This is a genomic window from Nocardia sp. NBC_00881, assembly GCF_045207455.1.
GTDB lineage: Bacteria > Actinomycetota > Actinomycetes > Mycobacteriales > Mycobacteriaceae > Nocardia.
In genome coordinates, this window is the sequence record NZ_CP108798.1 from 6,407,612 (window position 1) to 6,424,272 (window position 16,661).

Annotated in this window: 14 protein-coding genes; 10 read left to right on the forward strand and 4 right to left on the reverse strand. The window is 67.5% G+C overall.

Features of this window, described 5'->3' with window-relative positions:
- Positions 1-17: 17 nt before the first annotated feature.
- Entirely contained in the window at positions 18-2,483 is a 2,466-nt protein-coding gene (locus OH799_RS27715; RefSeq protein WP_406269893.1) for a glycerol-3-phosphate 1-O-acyltransferase, read from the reverse strand.
- A 101-nt stretch (positions 2,484-2,584) separates the two neighbouring features.
- On the opposite strand from OH799_RS27715, the gene OH799_RS27720 reads away from it, so the two are divergent.
- Together OH799_RS27720 and OH799_RS27725 are read left to right on the forward strand one after the other, a co-directional pair.
- Positions 2,585-3,352: a DUF2127 domain-containing protein gene (locus OH799_RS27720; RefSeq protein WP_406269896.1), complete on the forward strand. Its 768-nt coding sequence runs from the start codon at positions 2,585-2,587 to the stop codon at positions 3,350-3,352.
- Positions 3,353-3,450: 98 nt separating this feature from the next.
- Entirely contained in the window at positions 3,451-4,761 is a 1,311-nt protein-coding gene (locus tag OH799_RS27725) for a salicylate synthase (RefSeq protein ID WP_406269899.1), read from the forward strand.
- Between the two features lie 69 nt (positions 4,762-4,830).
- Here OH799_RS27725 and OH799_RS27730 read toward each other — a convergent pair whose 3' ends face one another.
- A complete protein-coding gene (locus OH799_RS27730) occupies positions 4,831-5,124 on the reverse strand; it encodes a hypothetical protein (protein ID WP_406269901.1) in 294 nt (97 codons plus the stop codon).
- Between the two features lie 234 nt (positions 5,125-5,358).
- On the opposite strand from OH799_RS27730, the gene OH799_RS27735 reads away from it, so the two are divergent.
- From OH799_RS27735 to OH799_RS27755, 5 genes are all read left to right on the forward strand, one after another.
- Positions 5,359-6,237, forward strand: a complete 879-nt coding sequence (locus OH799_RS27735) for an oxidoreductase (protein WP_406269905.1) — start codon at positions 5,359-5,361, stop codon at positions 6,235-6,237.
- A gap of 124 nt (positions 6,238-6,361) precedes the next feature.
- The gene (locus tag OH799_RS27740; RefSeq protein ID WP_406269908.1) at positions 6,362-6,832 is read left to right on the forward strand and encodes a carboxymuconolactone decarboxylase family protein; all 471 of its coding nucleotides are present in this window, start codon (positions 6,362-6,364) and stop codon (positions 6,830-6,832) included.
- A 395-nt stretch (positions 6,833-7,227) separates the two neighbouring features.
- Positions 7,228-8,319 (forward strand): 3-deoxy-7-phosphoheptulonate synthase, encoded by a 1,092-nt coding sequence (locus OH799_RS27745; protein WP_406269911.1) that lies wholly within the window; start codon positions 7,228-7,230, stop codon positions 8,317-8,319.
- 234 nt (positions 8,320-8,553) lie between these two features.
- A complete protein-coding gene (locus OH799_RS27750) occupies positions 8,554-9,468 on the forward strand; it encodes a sigma-70 family RNA polymerase sigma factor (protein ID WP_406269913.1) in 915 nt (304 codons plus the stop codon).
- Between the two features lie 131 nt (positions 9,469-9,599).
- Positions 9,600-10,775 (forward strand): pyridoxal phosphate-dependent aminotransferase, encoded by a 1,176-nt coding sequence (locus OH799_RS27755; RefSeq protein WP_406269916.1) that lies wholly within the window; start codon positions 9,600-9,602, stop codon positions 10,773-10,775.
- Between the two features lie 62 nt (positions 10,776-10,837).
- On the opposite strand, the gene OH799_RS27760 is transcribed toward OH799_RS27755, so the two are convergent.
- Complete coding sequence (locus OH799_RS27760; RefSeq protein ID WP_406269919.1) at positions 10,838-11,482, reverse strand: LysE family translocator; 645 nt, start codon at positions 11,480-11,482, stop codon at positions 10,838-10,840.
- Between the two features lie 225 nt (positions 11,483-11,707).
- Here OH799_RS27760 and OH799_RS27765 point away from each other — a divergent pair, with 225 nt between their 5' ends.
- The 3 genes from OH799_RS27765 to OH799_RS27775 all read left to right on the forward strand — a co-directional run bounded on the left by OH799_RS27765 (position 11,708) and on the right by OH799_RS27775 (position 15,789).
- A complete protein-coding gene (locus OH799_RS27765) occupies positions 11,708-13,366 on the forward strand; it encodes a DNA repair helicase XPB (protein ID WP_357263162.1) in 1,659 nt (552 codons plus the stop codon).
- A 41-nt stretch (positions 13,367-13,407) separates the two neighbouring features.
- Positions 13,408-14,076, forward strand: a complete 669-nt coding sequence (locus OH799_RS27770) for a DUF3239 domain-containing protein (protein WP_406269921.1) — start codon at positions 13,408-13,410, stop codon at positions 14,074-14,076.
- Positions 14,077-14,382: 306 nt separating this feature from the next.
- Positions 14,383-15,789, forward strand: a complete 1,407-nt coding sequence (locus OH799_RS27775; protein WP_406269925.1) for a M1 family metallopeptidase — start codon at positions 14,383-14,385, stop codon at positions 15,787-15,789.
- Between the two features lie 10 nt (positions 15,790-15,799).
- Here OH799_RS27775 and OH799_RS27780 read toward each other — a convergent pair whose 3' ends face one another.
- Positions 15,800-16,621 (reverse strand): hypothetical protein, encoded by an 822-nt coding sequence (locus tag OH799_RS27780; protein ID WP_406269928.1) that lies wholly within the window; start codon positions 16,619-16,621, stop codon positions 15,800-15,802.
- Between the last annotated feature and the right edge of the window lie 40 nt (positions 16,622-16,661).

Here is a 16,661-nt window from a genome sequence, read left to right on the forward strand (position 1 = left end):
ATGTCCGCGACGAGTTCTCACCGAGCGTCCCTGTTGGACGGGTCCAGCGCGGCGGCCTGTGCGATCCGAATTCCGATGGTTCGCAGGCGCTCGGCGAACTCCCTCCTGCGGTCGACCGATTCCGCCCGGTGTGACACTGCGTCCTGGGCTGCGGTTTCCAGCAGGCCGTAGTTGTCGGCGAGCTTCAGTGCGCTGGTGAACAGCTCGGTGGAAACCGATTCCGGGCTGTGTAGCCGCTGCTGCAGCATCATCTGCTTGCCGACCGCCACGCATTCGGCGATGAATTCCTTACGGTCGATCTCGTCGCCCGCCTCGCGGGCGGCCAGCCGTTCGGCCACCACCAGTTGCGCGTCGATGAAGGAGCGCAGCACGCGGTGGGCCATCATGAATCCGGAGGCCGTGAGCTTGGCCAGGATGTCCGATCCGAGTGTGTCCTCGCGGTTGTGACTGTGCCACTCCGGGTCGACCAGCAGCATCTCCGTGACCATCTGCTCGGCGAACTCGGCCCGGTCGGGGAAGAAGAACTCGAACTTGAGCAGGTCGCGCAGCCGGAACGCCTCGTCCCATCCGGTGTTCAGCGCGTCGGTGTCGCCGCTCTCGACCGCGGCGAGGATGGACAGCTCCAGGATGGCGCGGTTGACGAACCAGTGCACGGCGCTGTTGCGGTAGAAAGCGGCCTCCAGGTGCGCTCCCGCTTCGATCGAGTACACCGGCTCGAGCCCGCCGCGGTACACCGTGACGACTTTGGCCAGCGAGAGCTGTTCCAGCACGACAGCGAGGCTCTGCTCGTCGCGTAGGGCGTCGAGCTCACCGCGCGGCAGATCACGCTTCTCGATGTAACCGAGCACCGGTGCCAGTACGGTGCGCACCTCGCCGAGGGTGAGCGCGCGCTCGTGCACGCCGAGCAGCGCGAGGGTGGCCAGCGCGTTGACCGTGACCGGGGTGACCGCGTTGATCCCGACCGCGACCTCGAAGGCCAGCCGCTGCACGGCTTTGCGCTCCAGCTCGGCGATCTCCGGCGGTTCACTGTCGACGGCCCCGGCCTCGGTGCGGCTCGACGGGATCGGTTCGGTCTGGTGCAGCGGGATGGTCAGCGGTGGGCTGGTGAGTGGATCGCCGTACGCGGCAAGACGATCACGGGCCGACAGCGGCTCGCCGAACCGCACGTACACGTGCCCGGCCGAATGCTGCTGGCTGCGGATGTAGCGGGCCATCCAGGTCAGTCCCTCCGGCTTCTTCTTGCCGCCTGCCTGCTCGGTGACGATGGCGCCCAGTTCGTTGAGCCGCTCGTAGGTGATCGAGACCGGAACCAGCATCACGTCGTCGATCCGGTTCGCACGCACCGCTGCGGCAAGGTAGTTCAGCAGGCCGTAGCGCGGTGGGCGCAGCTTGCCGGTGCGGGTGCGGCCACCTTCCATGTACCACTCCAGGTTGAAGCGTTTGGCCAGCAAGTAGGCGAAATACTCCTCGACGACGGCCTTATAGACTTCGTCGTCGCCGAAACTGCGCCGGATGAACACCGTTCCGGTGCGCCGGGCGATCGGACCCATCGGCCAGAAGCTCAGGTTCGCGCCGCCGATCACGTGGTTCGGCGGAAAATCATTGCGGGCCAGCACGTCGCCGAGCACGAACGCGTCCACGTAGGAACGGTGCGACGGCAGGAACACCAGCGGGAAGCGGCGGTTGACATCGCGCAGCGCGGCCAGTCCGGACGGGTCGGAGTCCACCTTCCAGGTCGACGCGTGTACCGGCCGCATCGCCTGGGTGAACAGGTCCGAGACAAGCCTGCTCTGCGCGGCGACGAGCTCGTTGAGCCCCTTTTCCGCGCGGCGGTACACCTCGTGCGGGCTTGCCCCGATCTGGTCGGCGATCAGCTCGAGTCTGCGCAGGAAGTCGGGCGAGTCGAGGATCTCCTCGGCAACCAGCCGGGGCACCTTGTACCGGTCGCCGATGACGGTGCGCTCGGCGCGCTCCAGTGCCACCACCGCCGCGCGCACGATGGCGCGGGCGAACGGCTCGGCGGTGCCCTTGGCGAGCAGCGCCGACGCCTCCGGGTTGTTCGCGCGTAGCTCACTGAGCAAGGCGGGTGCGCCGGTCAGGACGACGTGCCGCTCCGGCGACTTGGCACGCAGCCTGCGTTGTGCCAGTCGGTTGGGCTTGCGCGGGTTGGTCATCAGGGCAAGGTCGGCGAAGGTGATGCGCCGGACCCCGTTGCGCTCCGGCGGCAGCCACAGCACACGCACCGGGACCACAAGCGGATCGTCTCGCCTGCCGACCAGGCGGGTGGTGACCGCGCCCGCGTCCAGGTCGAGCTGGGTCACCGGCGCGTCGGTGCCGAACTCCTTGGTGATCCCGCCGTCGGCGAGCCACGCGCCGACCAGTTCGCGTTCCACCCCCGACGCCGCGTCGATCAGGGCCACTACCGATTGTGGTGTGGTCCCGTACCGGGCTGTCGCGGGCAAACCGCCGCGGTGATCGATCATCGAAGTTCTTCCCTCCACAGGTGACGCTCCCCCCTATTCAAGCCCGCCGGGTCGATTCCGCGCAGGCACTCGGCGCGGCGAGTTCGGTTTAGGCTGCGCACATGGACTGGGCGCTGCGTTCTTGTGGCTGGCACGGCCACTACACGTACGAGCCGGATGAGCAGGATTTGGCCGACCGGCTGCGGGTCGAGACAGTGGCCGGGGCGGCCTGGCGATGCCTGCGCTGCGGGACCTTTGTGCCTGGTGAGCCGGTCGGTTCCGGGCCCGCCGACCACGCGCCCGAGGTGCCGCGCGGGCGCCTGCTGCGCGATCGCTGGCTGATGCGCGCGCTCGCGATCGAGCGGATGTCGCGGGGACTGGTGCTGGTGGTCGCCGCGGTGGCGGTGCTGAAATTCCGGTCCTCGCGGCAGACGATGCGCGCCGCGTTCGACCAGGACCTGCCGCTGCTGCGCCCGTTCGCCGACCAGATCGGTTGGGATATCGACCAGTCGAGAATCGTGCATCTGATCGATGAGGCGTTCTCGCTGTCGAACACGACTTTGCTGTGGACCGCGATCGGCATCTTCGGATACGCCGGATTGCAGATGGTCGAGGCGATCGGCTTGTGGCTGGTGCGGCGCTGGGGAGAGTACTTCGCCGTCGTCGCGACCAGCCTGTTCCTGCCTCTGGAGATCTATGAGTTGACCGAGAAGGTGACCGCGCTACGGGTAGCCGCTCTGGTGGTCAATATCGCCGCCGTGGTCTGGCTGCTCTACAGCAAGCGACTGTTCGGACTGCGCGGCGGCGGCACGGCGTATGACGCCGAGCACAGCGCGGAGAGTGTGCTGAGCGTCGAGCGATCGGCACTGGCGGCGGGCACTGACCGATAGTTCGAGCCATGTTCTGCGCCTTGTGAACCCCCTTGCCTGCGGCCAGGTAATGCTAACCTTACCTCCACAAGTTAGGCCAGGATAACCTTGGAGGATCGTTGTCGACCACGGAGCGCTCGCGGGTTGAGTATGTGACCGATCCAGCGGCAGCGATGTCCCGGCTGGCGGGGGCCGATCGGTTCGGTGAGTACGTCATGTACGAGCGTCCGGGCGAATGGGTATTCGCCGCCGACCCGATCGGCAGTATCGAACTGGACGTGCAGGAGCTGCGGGTCACCTGGGCGGGACAGACCACCTCCGGTCGATGGGAGGGTAATCCGGCGGGCGTTATCGACCGTGCGCTCGGCACGCTTGCCTTGGAGGGCCGAAACACCTATGGCTGGATCGGATTCGAGTTCTGCGCATGGACCCTCGACGCCACGCGACACCTCGACCCCGGAACGTCGCTGGTGCGTTTGATGATTCCGCGTATCGAGGTGCGGGTCGGCGAATTCGGCGTGCGGGTCGCCGGCGCGACACCCGCCGAGACCGGCGACATCCACGATCTGATCGCGCAGTCGCAGAACACCGAACTCCCGCAAGCTCATATGGTCGACGTCCGCGTCGACCCGACCGGATACCGGGACCGGGTGGCCGAGGCGATCGGTGAGATCCAGGCAAGGCGGTATCAGAAGGTGATCCTGTCCAGGAAGGTCGATCTACCGTTCGCGGTCGACGTCCCGGCCACCTATCGACTCGGTCGCGCGTACAACACTCCAGCGCGGTCATTCCTGTTGCGGCTTGGTGGATTGGAGGCGGCGGGCTTCAGCCCCGAACTTGTCGCGTCCGTGGACGACGATCGCGTGGTGACCACCGAACCGTTGGCGGGCACCCGCGCCTTCGGCCGCGGCGACGCGGTCGACACGGCCGCGCGGGAAGATCTGATCACCGATCCGAAAGAGATTGTGGAGCATGCGATTTCGGTGCAGACAGCACTCGCGGAGATCTCCGCCATCGCCGATCCCGGCACGCCCGTGGTGTCGGACTTCATGGCGGTGCGCGAGCGCGGCAGCGTGCAGCACCTCGCCTCCATCGTGCGCGGGCGGCTGGCCGCCGACCGGTCCAGCTGGGATGCGCTCGAGGCGCTGTTCCCGTCCGTCACCGCCTCTGGCATTCCCAAGCGTGCGGGTGTCGATTCGGTGTTCCGGCTCGATCACGACCCGCGTGGCCTGTATTCCGGCGCGGTGGTGATTGTTTCGCCGACCGGTGCGCTGGAGGCGACACTCGTGCTGCGCGCGGTGTACCAGAACACCGACGGCGCCTGGCTCCGCGCGGGCGCGGGCATCGTCGGTCAGTCACGGCCGGAACGGGAGTTCGAGGAGACCTGCGAAAAGCTCGACAGCATCGCGCCCTACATGGTGCGGGCATAGGTCTCAACGGGCAGCGCTCCGTGGCGCTCTGCCCGCCAGGTGTTCGTCAGAATGTAACCGATGGGGCGGTCAGCCCTCCGCCCGCAGCATTTTCTTGTCGACCTTGCCGACGGCGGTGATGGGGAGCTTATCGCTGCGGCGAAAGACGTCCGGCAGCTTGTAGGTGGCAAGTCCGTAGGTGCGGTTGCGTTCACCGTCGAGTAGCACGGGCCGGTGCGGGTGCTGTCGTGCGCTGTCGCGTAACAGATCACCGAGCGGTCGCCCGGCCCAATACCCGGCGGCCCGATACGCTTCCGCCGTCTGCGCGGGAAACGGCACATAGCCGTCGCGATGCGCGGATGACGTGGTGGATGTCGAAGTCACGGTCTGCCTCACAATAACTGAACTCGGGACCACACGATCAGGACCCTCTATTTAGGTTAGGCAACCCTATCTCGCGGCGAAAGTCTACCGCCGAACCTCGGCGCAGCGACCGCGGTACGGGGCAAATCGCACGGGTGACTGGGGCATCGGCCGCACCGTGATGCGGACGCGACGCGATTCTCGCTCAGACGCAGCGCCGCGGATCCTCGGCCGACGCGGATTAGACTTCTCACTATGAGCAGGTGGGATACCTCGAATCTGTCCGACCAGGCCGGACGGACGTTCATCGTCACCGGGGCCAACAGCGGTTTGGGGGCCGTGACGGTGCGTGCGCTGGCCACGGCAGGGGCCGATGTCGTGCTCGCCTGCCGGAACGTGGCCAAGGGGGAAGCGGTGGCCGCGGAACTGGGGGAGCGGGTTCGGGTGCGAAAGCTGGATCTGGCCGATCTGGCCTCGGTGCGCGAGTTCGCCGAGGGCGCCGACCGCGCCGACGTGCTGATCAACAACGCCGGCGTGATGGCGCTACCCGAGTCACGCACCGCCGATGGTTTCGAAATGCAGATCGGGACTAACCATCTCGGCCACTTCGCGCTGACCGGCCTGCTGCTGGACAAGATCTCCGACCGAATCGTCACGGTCTCCAGCTGGGCGCACCAGATGGGAAAGATCGACCTGGACGATCTCAACTGGGAGCGGCGCAGATACCAGCGCTGGGCCGCCTATGCGCAGGCCAAGCTGGCCAATCTGATGTTCGCCCGTGAGCTGCAGCGCAGGCTGACCGCCGCGGGTGCGGCAAAGCTGTCGGTCGCCGCCCACCCTGGCTACGCCGCGACCGAACTGCAGTCGCACACCGAGTCGTTCCAAGACAAGGTGATGTGGCTGGGTAACCGGCTGCTCGCACAGAGCGCCGCCATGGGCGCGCTGCCGACGCTGTACGTCGCGACCGCCGACATCCAGCCGGGCGGCTACTACGGCCCGACCGGGCTGGGCGGCACGCGCGGATATCCGGGCCCGTCCGGTTCCTCGAAGGAGTCCAGGGACGAAAAGGTCGCGGGCGAGCTGTGGGAACTGTCGGAGAAGCTGACCGGCGTCACCTACGACTTCACGAAGTAACCGGTCGGCCGGAATCTCGGCCGCTCAGCGCAGTGATCCAGTTCACAAAGTGGGATTGTCACACTTCGCGGCGCCGGGTCGTCCTCTTTGTGAACCCCAACGGGAACGACAAAGGACGGACATCATGGAATCCCGCATCAACCTCTACACCAACCCCGTCGCCGGCAGCTTCGTCAAGCGACTCACCATGGCCTCCAAGGTAGTCACCGACTCCACCCTGCCCGCCGCCACTTACGAACTCGTGAAGATCCGCGCCAGCCAGATCAACGGCTGCGGCTACTGCACCGATATGCACACCAAGGACGCCGCGCATGCGGGCGAGACCTCCGTGCGGCTCAACCTGATCGCCGCCTGGCGTGAGGCAACCGTCTTCACCGAGGCCGAGCGGGCCGCGCTGGCGCTCACCGAAGAGGCCACCCGGATCGGCGACGGTCGCGCCGTCAGCGACGAGGTATGGCAGGAGGTGCGCAAGCACTACGACGAGGACCAGCTCGCCGCACTCATCGCCGCCATCGCGATGATCAACGCCTGGAACCGGATGAATGTCATCGCGCGCACCCCGGCGGGAGATTACGTGCCCGGCCAGTGGGGCTGAGCTTGTCGGCATCGCCTCGAGCGCCGCTGCACAAAAAACAGCAACCACAGTGGCCCGACCCCCGCTTCCGAGCGCAGCGAGATCATGCATTGCCCGTTCGCGGCCCGGCTCGTGTCCGAGCGGCCGATGCGTCCGCGACGAAGTCGCCAGCGCCGGTCGCTCTCGGACACGAGCCAGAAGGGGGCCGCGAACACGCGTCGTCCGCGCGGCCGATGACACGGTCTGGTACTGTGCCGAGCGTGCAGTGCGTGTATTTCTGGTTTAGCAAGCCGGCCCTGGGTGGGCTGGTCTGCAGCAACCACATGCGCTGACGACACTCCACCCCGAGCCGGACGATGGACCGGCTGTACGGGTTTCACGTCCGTGGGTCGGCCCCGAGAAAAGGACCCACGACTATGACAACCGCAGCCGATGTCGACGCGCGGCATTCCGATCTGGATGATCAACGCACCCTGAGTGTCAGCCCGCTGCGCTCGCCCGCCGAGGTGCGTCGCGTGCACCCGATCACCGATGCGCTCGCGGACACCGTTCGCGCGGGACGCAGGGCCACCGTCGACGTGCTGAACGGTGTCGACGACCGCCTCATGGTGATCGTCGGCCCCTGCTCGGTGCACGACCCCGCAGCCGCGCTCGACTACGCGCGCCGTCTGACGGCTCTCGCCGCTGAGTTCGACGACCGGTTGCACGTGGTGATGCGGGTCTACTTCGAGAAGCCGCGCACTACGCTGGGCTGGAAGGGCCTGATCAACGACCCGCATCTGAACGGCTCCTTCGACGTCAATACCGGGCTGGGCTTCGGCCGCAAGCTGCTGGTCGACATCACCGCGCTCGGGCTGCCGGTGGCCTGTGAGTTCCTGGATCCGATCACCCCGCAGTACATCGCGGATCTGGTGTCCTACGGCGCGATCGGTGCCCGTACCGCGGCCAGCCAGGTGCACCGCCAGCTCAGCAGCGCGCTGTCGATGCCGGTCGGCATCAAGAACGGTACCGACGGCGACGTCCAGGTGGCGGTGGACGGCGTGCGCGCCGCCGCAGCCAGCCATGTGTTCCCCGGCACGGACCTCGACGGGCGCTCCGCGCTGATCCGTACCGCCGGCAACCCGGACTGCCACGTGATCCTGCGCGGCGGCAGTACCGGCCCGAACTACGACGCGGCTTCGGTCGCCGAGGCGTGCATCCGGCTGGACCGGTCGGCGCTGCCGCAGCGGGTGGTAGTCGACGCCAGCCACGGTAACAGCAACAAGGACCACAACAAGCAGGTCGACGTGGTCACCGATATCGCGGAGCGGCTGGCGGCGGGCAAGCCCGGCGTGGTCGGCGTGATGCTGGAGAGCTTCCTGGTCGCGGGTCGGCAGGATCTGACGCTCGGCCACGCCGACGAGCTGACCTACGGCCAGTCCATCACCGACGCATGTCTGGACTGGGAGACCACCGCCCATCAGATGGAGCGGCTGGCCGACGCGGTGCGGCGGCGGCGCGAGCGCTGACCTCGTCCGACGAACGGACCGATACGCCTCCTCCGACCCAGTCGGATGCGAGTCGTACAAGTGCCGGTCGCTGCCCCGGCTCGCGTGCGCGCGGCCGCCGCATCCGCGACGAAGTCGCAAGCGGCGGTCGCACAAACGCGAGCCGAGAGGGGCCGTGAATACGCCGCGCCGCAGGCGGCAAATCGGTGATACCGCGCGCGAACGTGCCTCCGTCGGACCGTAGACTGCGCGGTGATGGTTGCCGCGCTGCTTTCCGACCTGTTCGAATCACATCGGGCGCATTTGCTCTCGGTCGCCTATCGACTGACGGGCAGCGTCAGCGACGCCGAAGACGCCGTCCAGGAGAGCTGGCTGCGCCTGGCCGGTGCGCGTCAGTCCGAGATCGAGGATCTGCGGGCCTGGCTGACCACTGTGGTGAGCCGCATCTGCCTGGACCGTTTGCGCAGCGCGGTCGCCCGCAGGGAAAACTACGTGGGGCAGTGGCTGCCGGAACCTGTGGTCACCGCGCGCACCCCATCGAGTGCACCGGACCCGCTGGAGTCCGTGGTCCGCAAGCAGGAGTACCGGTTCGCCGCGCTGGTCGTGCTGGACAGCCTCACGCCGCCGCAGCGGGTGGCCTTCGTGCTGCACGATGGGCTTTCGGTGCCGTTCGATGAGATCTCCGATATTCTCGGCATCTCAGCCGACGCCGCACGGCAGCTCGCGGTGCGTGCCCGCAAGGCGGTGGCGCACACGCCCGCACCGGTACCGGACGCTGAGCACGAGGCCGCGGTGCACCGCTTCCTCACCGCACTGAGCACCGGCGACGTGCATGCGGTTACCGCCGCGCTGCACCCGGAATCGGTGATGATCGGCGACGCCAACGGCACTACTGCCACCGCCGTGAACATCCTGAACGGCTCGGAAAGGATCGCCCGCTTCTTCCTGGGGCTGGTACGAAAGTACGGGCTGAACGAGGATCCGGCGCCCATCTACGAATTCGCCTCGGTCAACGGGCAGCTCGGCCTCGTCGTCGCCGGGCGTCCTGCCGAAGAGGGTCGGGCGGGTTATCCCACCCGGATCATGGGCTTCACCGTGCGGGATGGATTGGTCTGGGGTACTTATGATCTCGCGAATCCCGCCAAGCTGGGTGGGGTGCGGCTCGGTTGAGCCCGTCAGACGCCCGGTTGACCCGCGCTGGGGAAACACACGAATATGCAGGTAGATCCTGATTTCGATGTGAAGTATAGATATTAGCTATCTGACGGCAACAATGCTGGCCGCTGGGATAATCTCCGAGCATGCCCTCGCAGCCCCCGACCGTTGCCCGCTTGCGGCCCTTCGCCTCCACGATCTTCGCCGAAATGACCGAGCTCGCCATTCGTCATGACGCGGTCAATCTGGGCCAGGGGTTTCCCGATACCGATGGGCCTGCGGGCATGCTCGAAGTGGCCCGCCGTGCCATCGCCGACGGACTCAACCAGTACCCGCCCGGGCGCGGCATGCCGGTCTTGCGCAAGGCCATCGCCGACGACCGGGCTCGTCGCTACGGGACGGAGTACGACCACGACTCCGAGGTGCTGGTGACAGTCGGTGCGACAGAGGCGATCAGCGCCGCGGTGCTCGGACTGGTCGAGCCCGGCCAGGAGGTCGTGCTGATCGAGCCGTATTACGACTCCTACGCGGCCGCGGTCGCTCTCGCCGGTGCGCGCCGGCGCACGGCCAGGCTGGTCGCCGATGGTGACCGGTTCGTGCTCGACTTGGACAGCCTGCGCGCCGCGATCACCCCGGCGACCCGCATGCTCGTCGTCAACTCGCCGCACAACCCTACCGGCACGGTGCTCGGGCGCACCGATCTGCAGGCAATCGCCGACATCGCTTGCGAGCGCGACATTCTGGTGCTTACCGACGAGGTCTACGAGCACCTTGTCTACGATGGCGCCGAGCACATCAGCCTGGCGACACTGCCAGGTATGGCCGAGCGGACGATCGTGGCGTCCAGTGCGGCAAAGACTTTCAGCGTCACCGGATGGAAGACCGGTTGGGCATGCGGCCCCGCCGATCTGATCGACGGCGTGCTGGCGGCCAAACAGTTTCTGACCTTTGTTGCGGGCGGACCGTTTCAGCCGGCCGTCGCACACGCGATCAACCATGAGCGGGCTTGGGTCGACAATCTGCGTAATACCTTGTCCGAGAGGCGTATCCGCCTCTCCTCCGCACTCGCTGATACCGGGCTGGACGTGAAGGCCAGCGCGGGGGGCTATTTCGTATGTGCCGACATCACGCCCATCGGAGCCCCCGACGGTCTGGCGTTCTGCCGGGAGCTGCCGAAGCGGCTCGGCGTCGCGGCGGTCCCCGTCATCGCGTTCGCCGACGACACAGCCGCGTGGAAGCATCTGGTGCGTTTCACCTTCTGCAAGCGCGACGAGACGCTGGACGAAGGGGTGCGCCGTCTCCAGCTCGGCTGCCTCGCGTGACAAACGGCACAAGGCTGTCGCAAACGCGAGAGGTCTCGCCATCGTGTGCCGCTCGTCGCGGGTCAGGCGGGGGTGGGGCGGGCACGGTCGGTGGCGAGGAGCACGGCGATGGCGCCGAGCATGGTTCCCATGAGGTAGCGCTGGGCGCGCAGCCAGAGCGGGCGGCCGGTGAGGAAGGTGGCCAGGCCGCCCGCGCCGAGGACGATCAGGCCGTTCACGGTGAGCGCCACCGCGATCTGCACCGCTCCCAGACACAGGCTTTGTAGCCACACCCTGCCGTGCTCCGGCGTGACGAACTGTGGAATCAGCGCCATGTACATGATCGCGATCTTGGGGTTCAGCAGATTGGTGAGCAACCCCATACCGAACAGTCGTCGCACCGGGTCGGCGGGCAGTGCCGCGGGCGCGAACACCGAAACGCCGCCCGGTCGCACTGCCTGCCATGCAAGCCACCCCATATAGGCGGCACCAGCCAGCTTCACGCCCAGGTAGAGCCCTGGCACTACCGCGAACACCGCCGTGATCCCCGCGGTCGCCGCCGCGAGATACACTCCGAATCCAGCCGCCACCCCACCCAATGACACCAACCCCGCCCGCCGCCCCTGCGACACCGTGCGCGACACCAGATACATCATGTTCGGGCCCGGCGTCAGCACCATCCCCACCGCCGCCGCCGCAACCCCCACCACCGCCGCCATCTCGATCATCCCCCGATCGTCACCCACCCGATCCCGTGGTGTCGCGGTCCAGTTGGCGGTTGCTGGCCACGGTCCTGGGGGGCGTCCCGCGCAGGCTATCGGGAAGAGTCCGGGGCCTTCCGGCGTTGCACACGGACGCTGCCGAATCCGCTCACGGCGGAGAATGGCCGGTTACCTGCGGTGTTGTCGGTGGGGTCGGGGAGAATGGGCGGCGAGCCGATACGAGGAGGGGCTGTGACCGACGGTCCACTGATTGTGCAGAGTGACAAAACGCTGCTGCTGGAGGTCGACCACGAGTTGGCCGATGCGGCGCGGCAGGCCATCGCGCCGTTCGCCGAGTTGGAGCGGGCGCCGGAGCATGTCCATACCTACCGAGTGACGCCGCTGGCGCTGTGGAACGCGCGGGCGGCGGGGCACGACGCCGAGCAGGTGGTGGACGCGCTGGTCAGTTTTTCCAGGTACGCGGTGCCGCAGCCGTTGCTGGTCGATGTCGTGGACACGATGGCCCGATACGGCAGGTTGCAGCTGATCAAGCATCCCGCGCACGGCCTGACGCTGGTCAGCCTGGATCGCGCGGTGCTGGAGGAGGTGCTCCGGCACAAGAAGATCGCGCCGATGTTCGGCGCGCGCATCGATGACGACACGGTGGTGGTGCACCCGTCCGAGCGCGGTCGGATCAAGCAGATGCTGCTGAAGATCGGCTGGCCCGCCGAAGACCTCGCGGGCTACGTCGACGGCGAGGCACATGAGATCGAACTCGACTACACCGACGACAAGTGGCACCTGCGCGACTACCAGGAGATGGCCGCCGACTCGTTCTGGGCGGGCGGCTCCGGCGTAGTGGTGCTGCCCTGCGGCGCGGGCAAGACGATGGTCGGCGCGGCGGCCATGGCGAAGGCGAAGGCGACCACGCTGATCCTGGTCACCAACACGGTGGCGGGCAGGCAGTGGCGGCGCGAACTGCTCGCGCGCACCTCGTTGACCGAAGAAGAGATCGGCGAGTACTCCGGCGAACGTAAGGAGATCCGCCCGGTCACCATCGCCACCTATCAGGTGATCACCCGCCGCACCAAGGGCGAGTACAAGCACCTGGAACTCTTCGACAGCCGTGACTGGGGCCTGGTCATCTACGACGAGGTGCATCTGCTGCCTGCCCCGGTCTTCCGGATGACCGCAGACCTGCAGTCCCGCCGCCGCCTCGGCCTGACCGCGACCCTGGTGCGCGAGGACGGCCGCGAGGGCGACGTGTTCTCGCTGATCGGCCCGAAGCGCTACGACGCGCCGTGGAAGGACATCGAGGCCCAGGGCTGGATCGCACCCGCCGAGTGCATCGAGGTCAGGGTCACGCTCACCGACGCCGAGCGGATGGCCTACGCGACCGCCGAACCAGAGGAGCGTTACAAGCTCTGCTCCACGGCGCACACGAAAATCGCTGTGGTGGAATCGATCCTTGCTCAGCACCAGGACGCGCCGAGCCTGGTCATCGGCGCCTACCTGGAGCAGCTGGAGGAGCTGGGTGCCGCGCTCGACGCTCCGGTGATCCAGGGTTCGACAAAAACAAAAGACCGCGAAGAACTCTTCGACGCATTCCGGCGCGGTGAGATTCCGGTGCTCGTGGTGAGCAAGGTCGCGAACTTCTCCATCGATCTGCCGGAGGCGTCGGTGGCCGTGCAGGTCTCGGGCACCTTCGGCTCGCGTCAGGAGGAGGCGCAGCGCCTCGGCCGGTTGCTGCGCCCGAAGCAGGATGGCGGTCAGGCTCATTTCTACTCGGTGGTCGCGCGCGACACCCTCGACGCCGAATACGCCGCGCACCGTCAGCGTTTTCTCGCCGAACAGGGGTATGCCTACCGCATCACGGATGCCGACGACTTGCTCGGTCCGGCGCTCGGATAAGTGGAGGCAATTCCTCCGAAAGCTGTGCTAGGAATAGGGACGTGCGACGCTTCGAATTCGCGGTGGACCGCGGGCATGCCCACGCGGTCAACGAAGTCTTCGCCGACCTGCGTCGACTGCGCATCATGGCGATCGGCGCCGCGCTCATCGCGGCGACCGGAACGGCCTACCTGATCTGGCTGGACCATCCATGGGCGTATCTGCTCGCGGTCGCCTTCGCGCTCGGCGCGGTGACCGCGTTGTGGGTGGCGCTGTGGACGCCAAGGCATTCCAGCATCGACAAGCTCTACGCCGACGGGGAGCTCGTCCCCGCGGTGATCTCGGAGTCCCACCCCTCCGGAGTGGTGCTGCTTGCCTTGGTCGACGTGTCCAAGCCGCAGGAGGCCGGTCCGCGCTACGCCTTGGTGACCAGGAAGGTCCGCGCACTACCCGGCCACGAGACCACGGCGGGGGAGCGGGTGCCCTCGGTGGCTGTGCGCACCGATCGCGCGCCGCGCCAGGTCGGCGAGCGCTGGCAGTCGGTGAGCGCCATGCCGATCGCTTGGGGCACCAAGGACGGCACGGTCATCGACCGCGCCCGTGCCGCCATCAGCGAGGTCGAGTGGCGACTACTCACCGACAACCTCGCGCTGGCCGAAAAGGTGCGCCGCACCACGACCAAACGACTGCTGCTCGATCCGCACCAGCTGCCCGGCGAACTCGGCTCCTGAATCCGGCCGCGAACTCCGGATTTCGAGTTGCGTGTGCACATAGACTCCGAAGAGGGTTCGGCGTCCGATCTGCGGTGCTGCGGCAAGAGCGCCATCGCGATGGTCTCCGGCAGAACCTGGGCCCTGCGGCCGCCTCGGTCAGGTCTTGGTTCGCGCGGTCGCCCGGCGGGCTGGAGGCGGCAGGGACGCGTGCTGATCCTCGGTGCAGGCGCGTCGGCGGCGCTCACCGGTAGCGGCGACTGAAGCGGCTACCATCCAGCGAGTCGGTACATCGGTACCGAGAGGGGCGGAGAGGGTGGTTGTCGAATGAGGTTGTCCGGCCGGATGTGCGCCGCGGTCGCGGGTGTGGCCGTCGCGGCGCTGTCGGTGCCCGCGAGTGCCGATCCGCCCGCCGACCCGCTGGTCGGCTCCCCCGGACTCGGCGACCCGTACTACCCGCTGGACGGAAACGGCGGCTATGACGTCGGCCACTACGACGTCAGCATCGACTACGATCCGCCGAGCCGCCAGCTCACCGGGACCACCCGGATCGAGGCGACCGCCACCCAGGCTCTGCGCATGTTCAACCTGGACTTCGCGGGGCCGGACGTGCGCATGGTCTCGGTGAACCACCTGCCCGCCGCGTTCGTCCGTGACGGCGCACACGAACTGACGGTGACCCCACTGCTCCCGCTGCTACCCGGCCTGCCGTTCACCGTCACTGTCGACTACTCAGGTCCCGCGGTGAACACCGAGGGCGCGGGCTGGACCTTCGCCCCCAGCGGAGGCGCTTTCGTCGCAGGTGAACCCCACTCGGCGACAACCTGGTATCCGCTCAACGACACCCCGCTCGACAAGGCCACCTTCGCGCTGCATACCACCGTCCCCGCGGAGTGGGAGGTGGTGTCCAACGGCGTGCGGACCGATGACATCGTGCGGGGCGACAAGCGGACCGTCGGGTGGGCAACGACCAAACCGGTGCTCGGCTATCTGACCACGGTCGCGATCGACAAGTTCAGCTACCTCGAACAACGCCGGCCCGATGGCACCCCGCTGGTCAGCGCGTTCGCGTCGGACGCGGAGGGCAAGCGGGAGACCGAGCAGCGTCTGCCGGAGATCCTCGACTTCACCGAAACCCTCTACGGCCCGTACCCATTCGAGGCGGCGGGCGGCATCTACCTGGATGCCGACATCCGGTTCTCGTTGGAGACCCAGACCCGCCCGATCTACGCGCCGTGGACCGATCTGCAAACCGTAGTTCACGAGATCACGCACCAGTGGTGGGGCGATGCGGTGTCGGTGCGCCACTGGTCGGACATCTGCCTCAACGAGTGCTTCGCCAGCTACACCGCCGAGTACCTGTGGCCGGAGCGGATGGAGGGCAAGAACGTCGACGACGACTACCGCGAGACCGTCCAGAAGTACCGCGACAAATCCAGATTCTGGGACATTCCGCTGGAAAACCCCGGCGCGGGACAAGAATTCACCTCCGTCTACTACCGCGGCCCGCTGTTCCTGCACGCCCTGCGCAAGCAGATCGGCGACGAGGTGTTCTTCGCGGCCGCCCGTGACTTCCTCGCGGCGCACGCGTACGGCAACGCATCGATGCCGGAGTTCCGCGCGTTCGTACAGTCCAGGGCATCGACGGACCTGACGGGCTTTTTCGACGCGTGGTTGAACCGCACCGAACCACCTCCGGAGGCATACCTTTTCCCGGGAACCCTCCGCAGCTGAGCCGCGCAGGTTATTCGCCGTCGAGGCGCTGGCGAGCCCCTTCCGCCCGGCGTTCGGCCCGGTCCAGGTGGCGTTGGGCATTGTGCAACTGGTCCCTCGCCGACCGCTCGGCTGTCCTGCTGAACTGCCGCTGCTCTTCGGCGTGTGTCAGTTCGGCCGTCAACGTGGCGATTCGGGATTCGACGCCGGCCAGCCGCTGATGCGCTTCGTCGACCTCGTACTGCGCTGAATCCCTTGCCGCGCGGGCGGATTCGAGCGCATCCAACGCCTCCTCCAGCTCCTCGCGCACGGTGTCCTCGGCCTCAGGCTTCGGCGCGGCCCGCTGGGTGGATGCGGGCACGACGACCAGATTAGGTCCGCTCGGCCCGAAGCCATCGTAGGTCGCCGCGGTGGCTAGCGTTCCGGCGCGCACTCGCTCTGCCACCGCCGGCTCGGCCAGCGCCGCCGTCAAGGTTTGCCCGACCTCGCGCAGCACACCCTCGCCGACCGGATGGCCGTGCTCGGCGGCCAGTGCGCCCGCCTTCTTGGCCAGCGCGTTGACCAGTTGCTGCCGCTGCATAGTCAGGTCGCGAAGCTGATCGGCGGACAGTTCTCGCTGCGCTGCGGCCAGTGCCGCGCCGAGTCGCAGCAGCGCGTCCACGTCGCAGGGCGCTTCGCGAGCCAGCAGGTTCGCCGTCCACGCGGACACGGTGGGTTTGCGCAGCTTGCCGACGGCGGCCGCGAGCTCCTTGTCGCCCGCCCGCTTGGCTGCTTCGACCCGGGCGGTGCGCGCCGCGACGAACTCCGCGGGTGCCACCCCATACAGCTCGCCTGCGACGTCCTCGACCGTCATACCGACCAAGCGTAACGACTCGGTCAGCCAACGGATCGCA

Coding starts and splice junctions, on each gene's coding strand:
- OH799_RS27775 (WP_406269925.1), top strand. CDS start 14,383: ATGAGGTTGTCCGGCCGGATGTGCGCCGCGGTCGCGGGTGTGGCCGTC.
- OH799_RS27745 (WP_406269911.1), top strand. CDS start 7,228: ATGACAACCGCAGCCGATGTCGACGCGCGGCATTCCGATCTGGATGAT.
- OH799_RS27750 (WP_406269913.1), top strand. CDS start 8,554: ATGGTTGCCGCGCTGCTTTCCGACCTGTTCGAATCACATCGGGCGCAT.
- OH799_RS27715 (WP_406269893.1), bottom strand. CDS start 2,483: ATGATCGATCACCGCGGCGGTTTGCCCGCGACAGCCCGGTACGGGACC.
- OH799_RS27780 (WP_406269928.1), bottom strand. CDS start 16,621: ATGACGGTCGAGGACGTCGCAGGCGAGCTGTATGGGGTGGCACCCGCG.
- OH799_RS27760 (WP_406269919.1), bottom strand. CDS start 11,482: ATGATCGAGATGGCGGCGGTGGTGGGGGTTGCGGCGGCGGCGGTGGGG.
- OH799_RS27735 (WP_406269905.1), top strand. CDS start 5,359: ATGAGCAGGTGGGATACCTCGAATCTGTCCGACCAGGCCGGACGGACG.
- OH799_RS27755 (WP_406269916.1), top strand. CDS start 9,600: ATGCCCTCGCAGCCCCCGACCGTTGCCCGCTTGCGGCCCTTCGCCTCC.
- OH799_RS27740 (WP_406269908.1), top strand. CDS start 6,362: ATGGAATCCCGCATCAACCTCTACACCAACCCCGTCGCCGGCAGCTTC.
- OH799_RS27720 (WP_406269896.1), top strand. CDS start 2,585: ATGGACTGGGCGCTGCGTTCTTGTGGCTGGCACGGCCACTACACGTAC.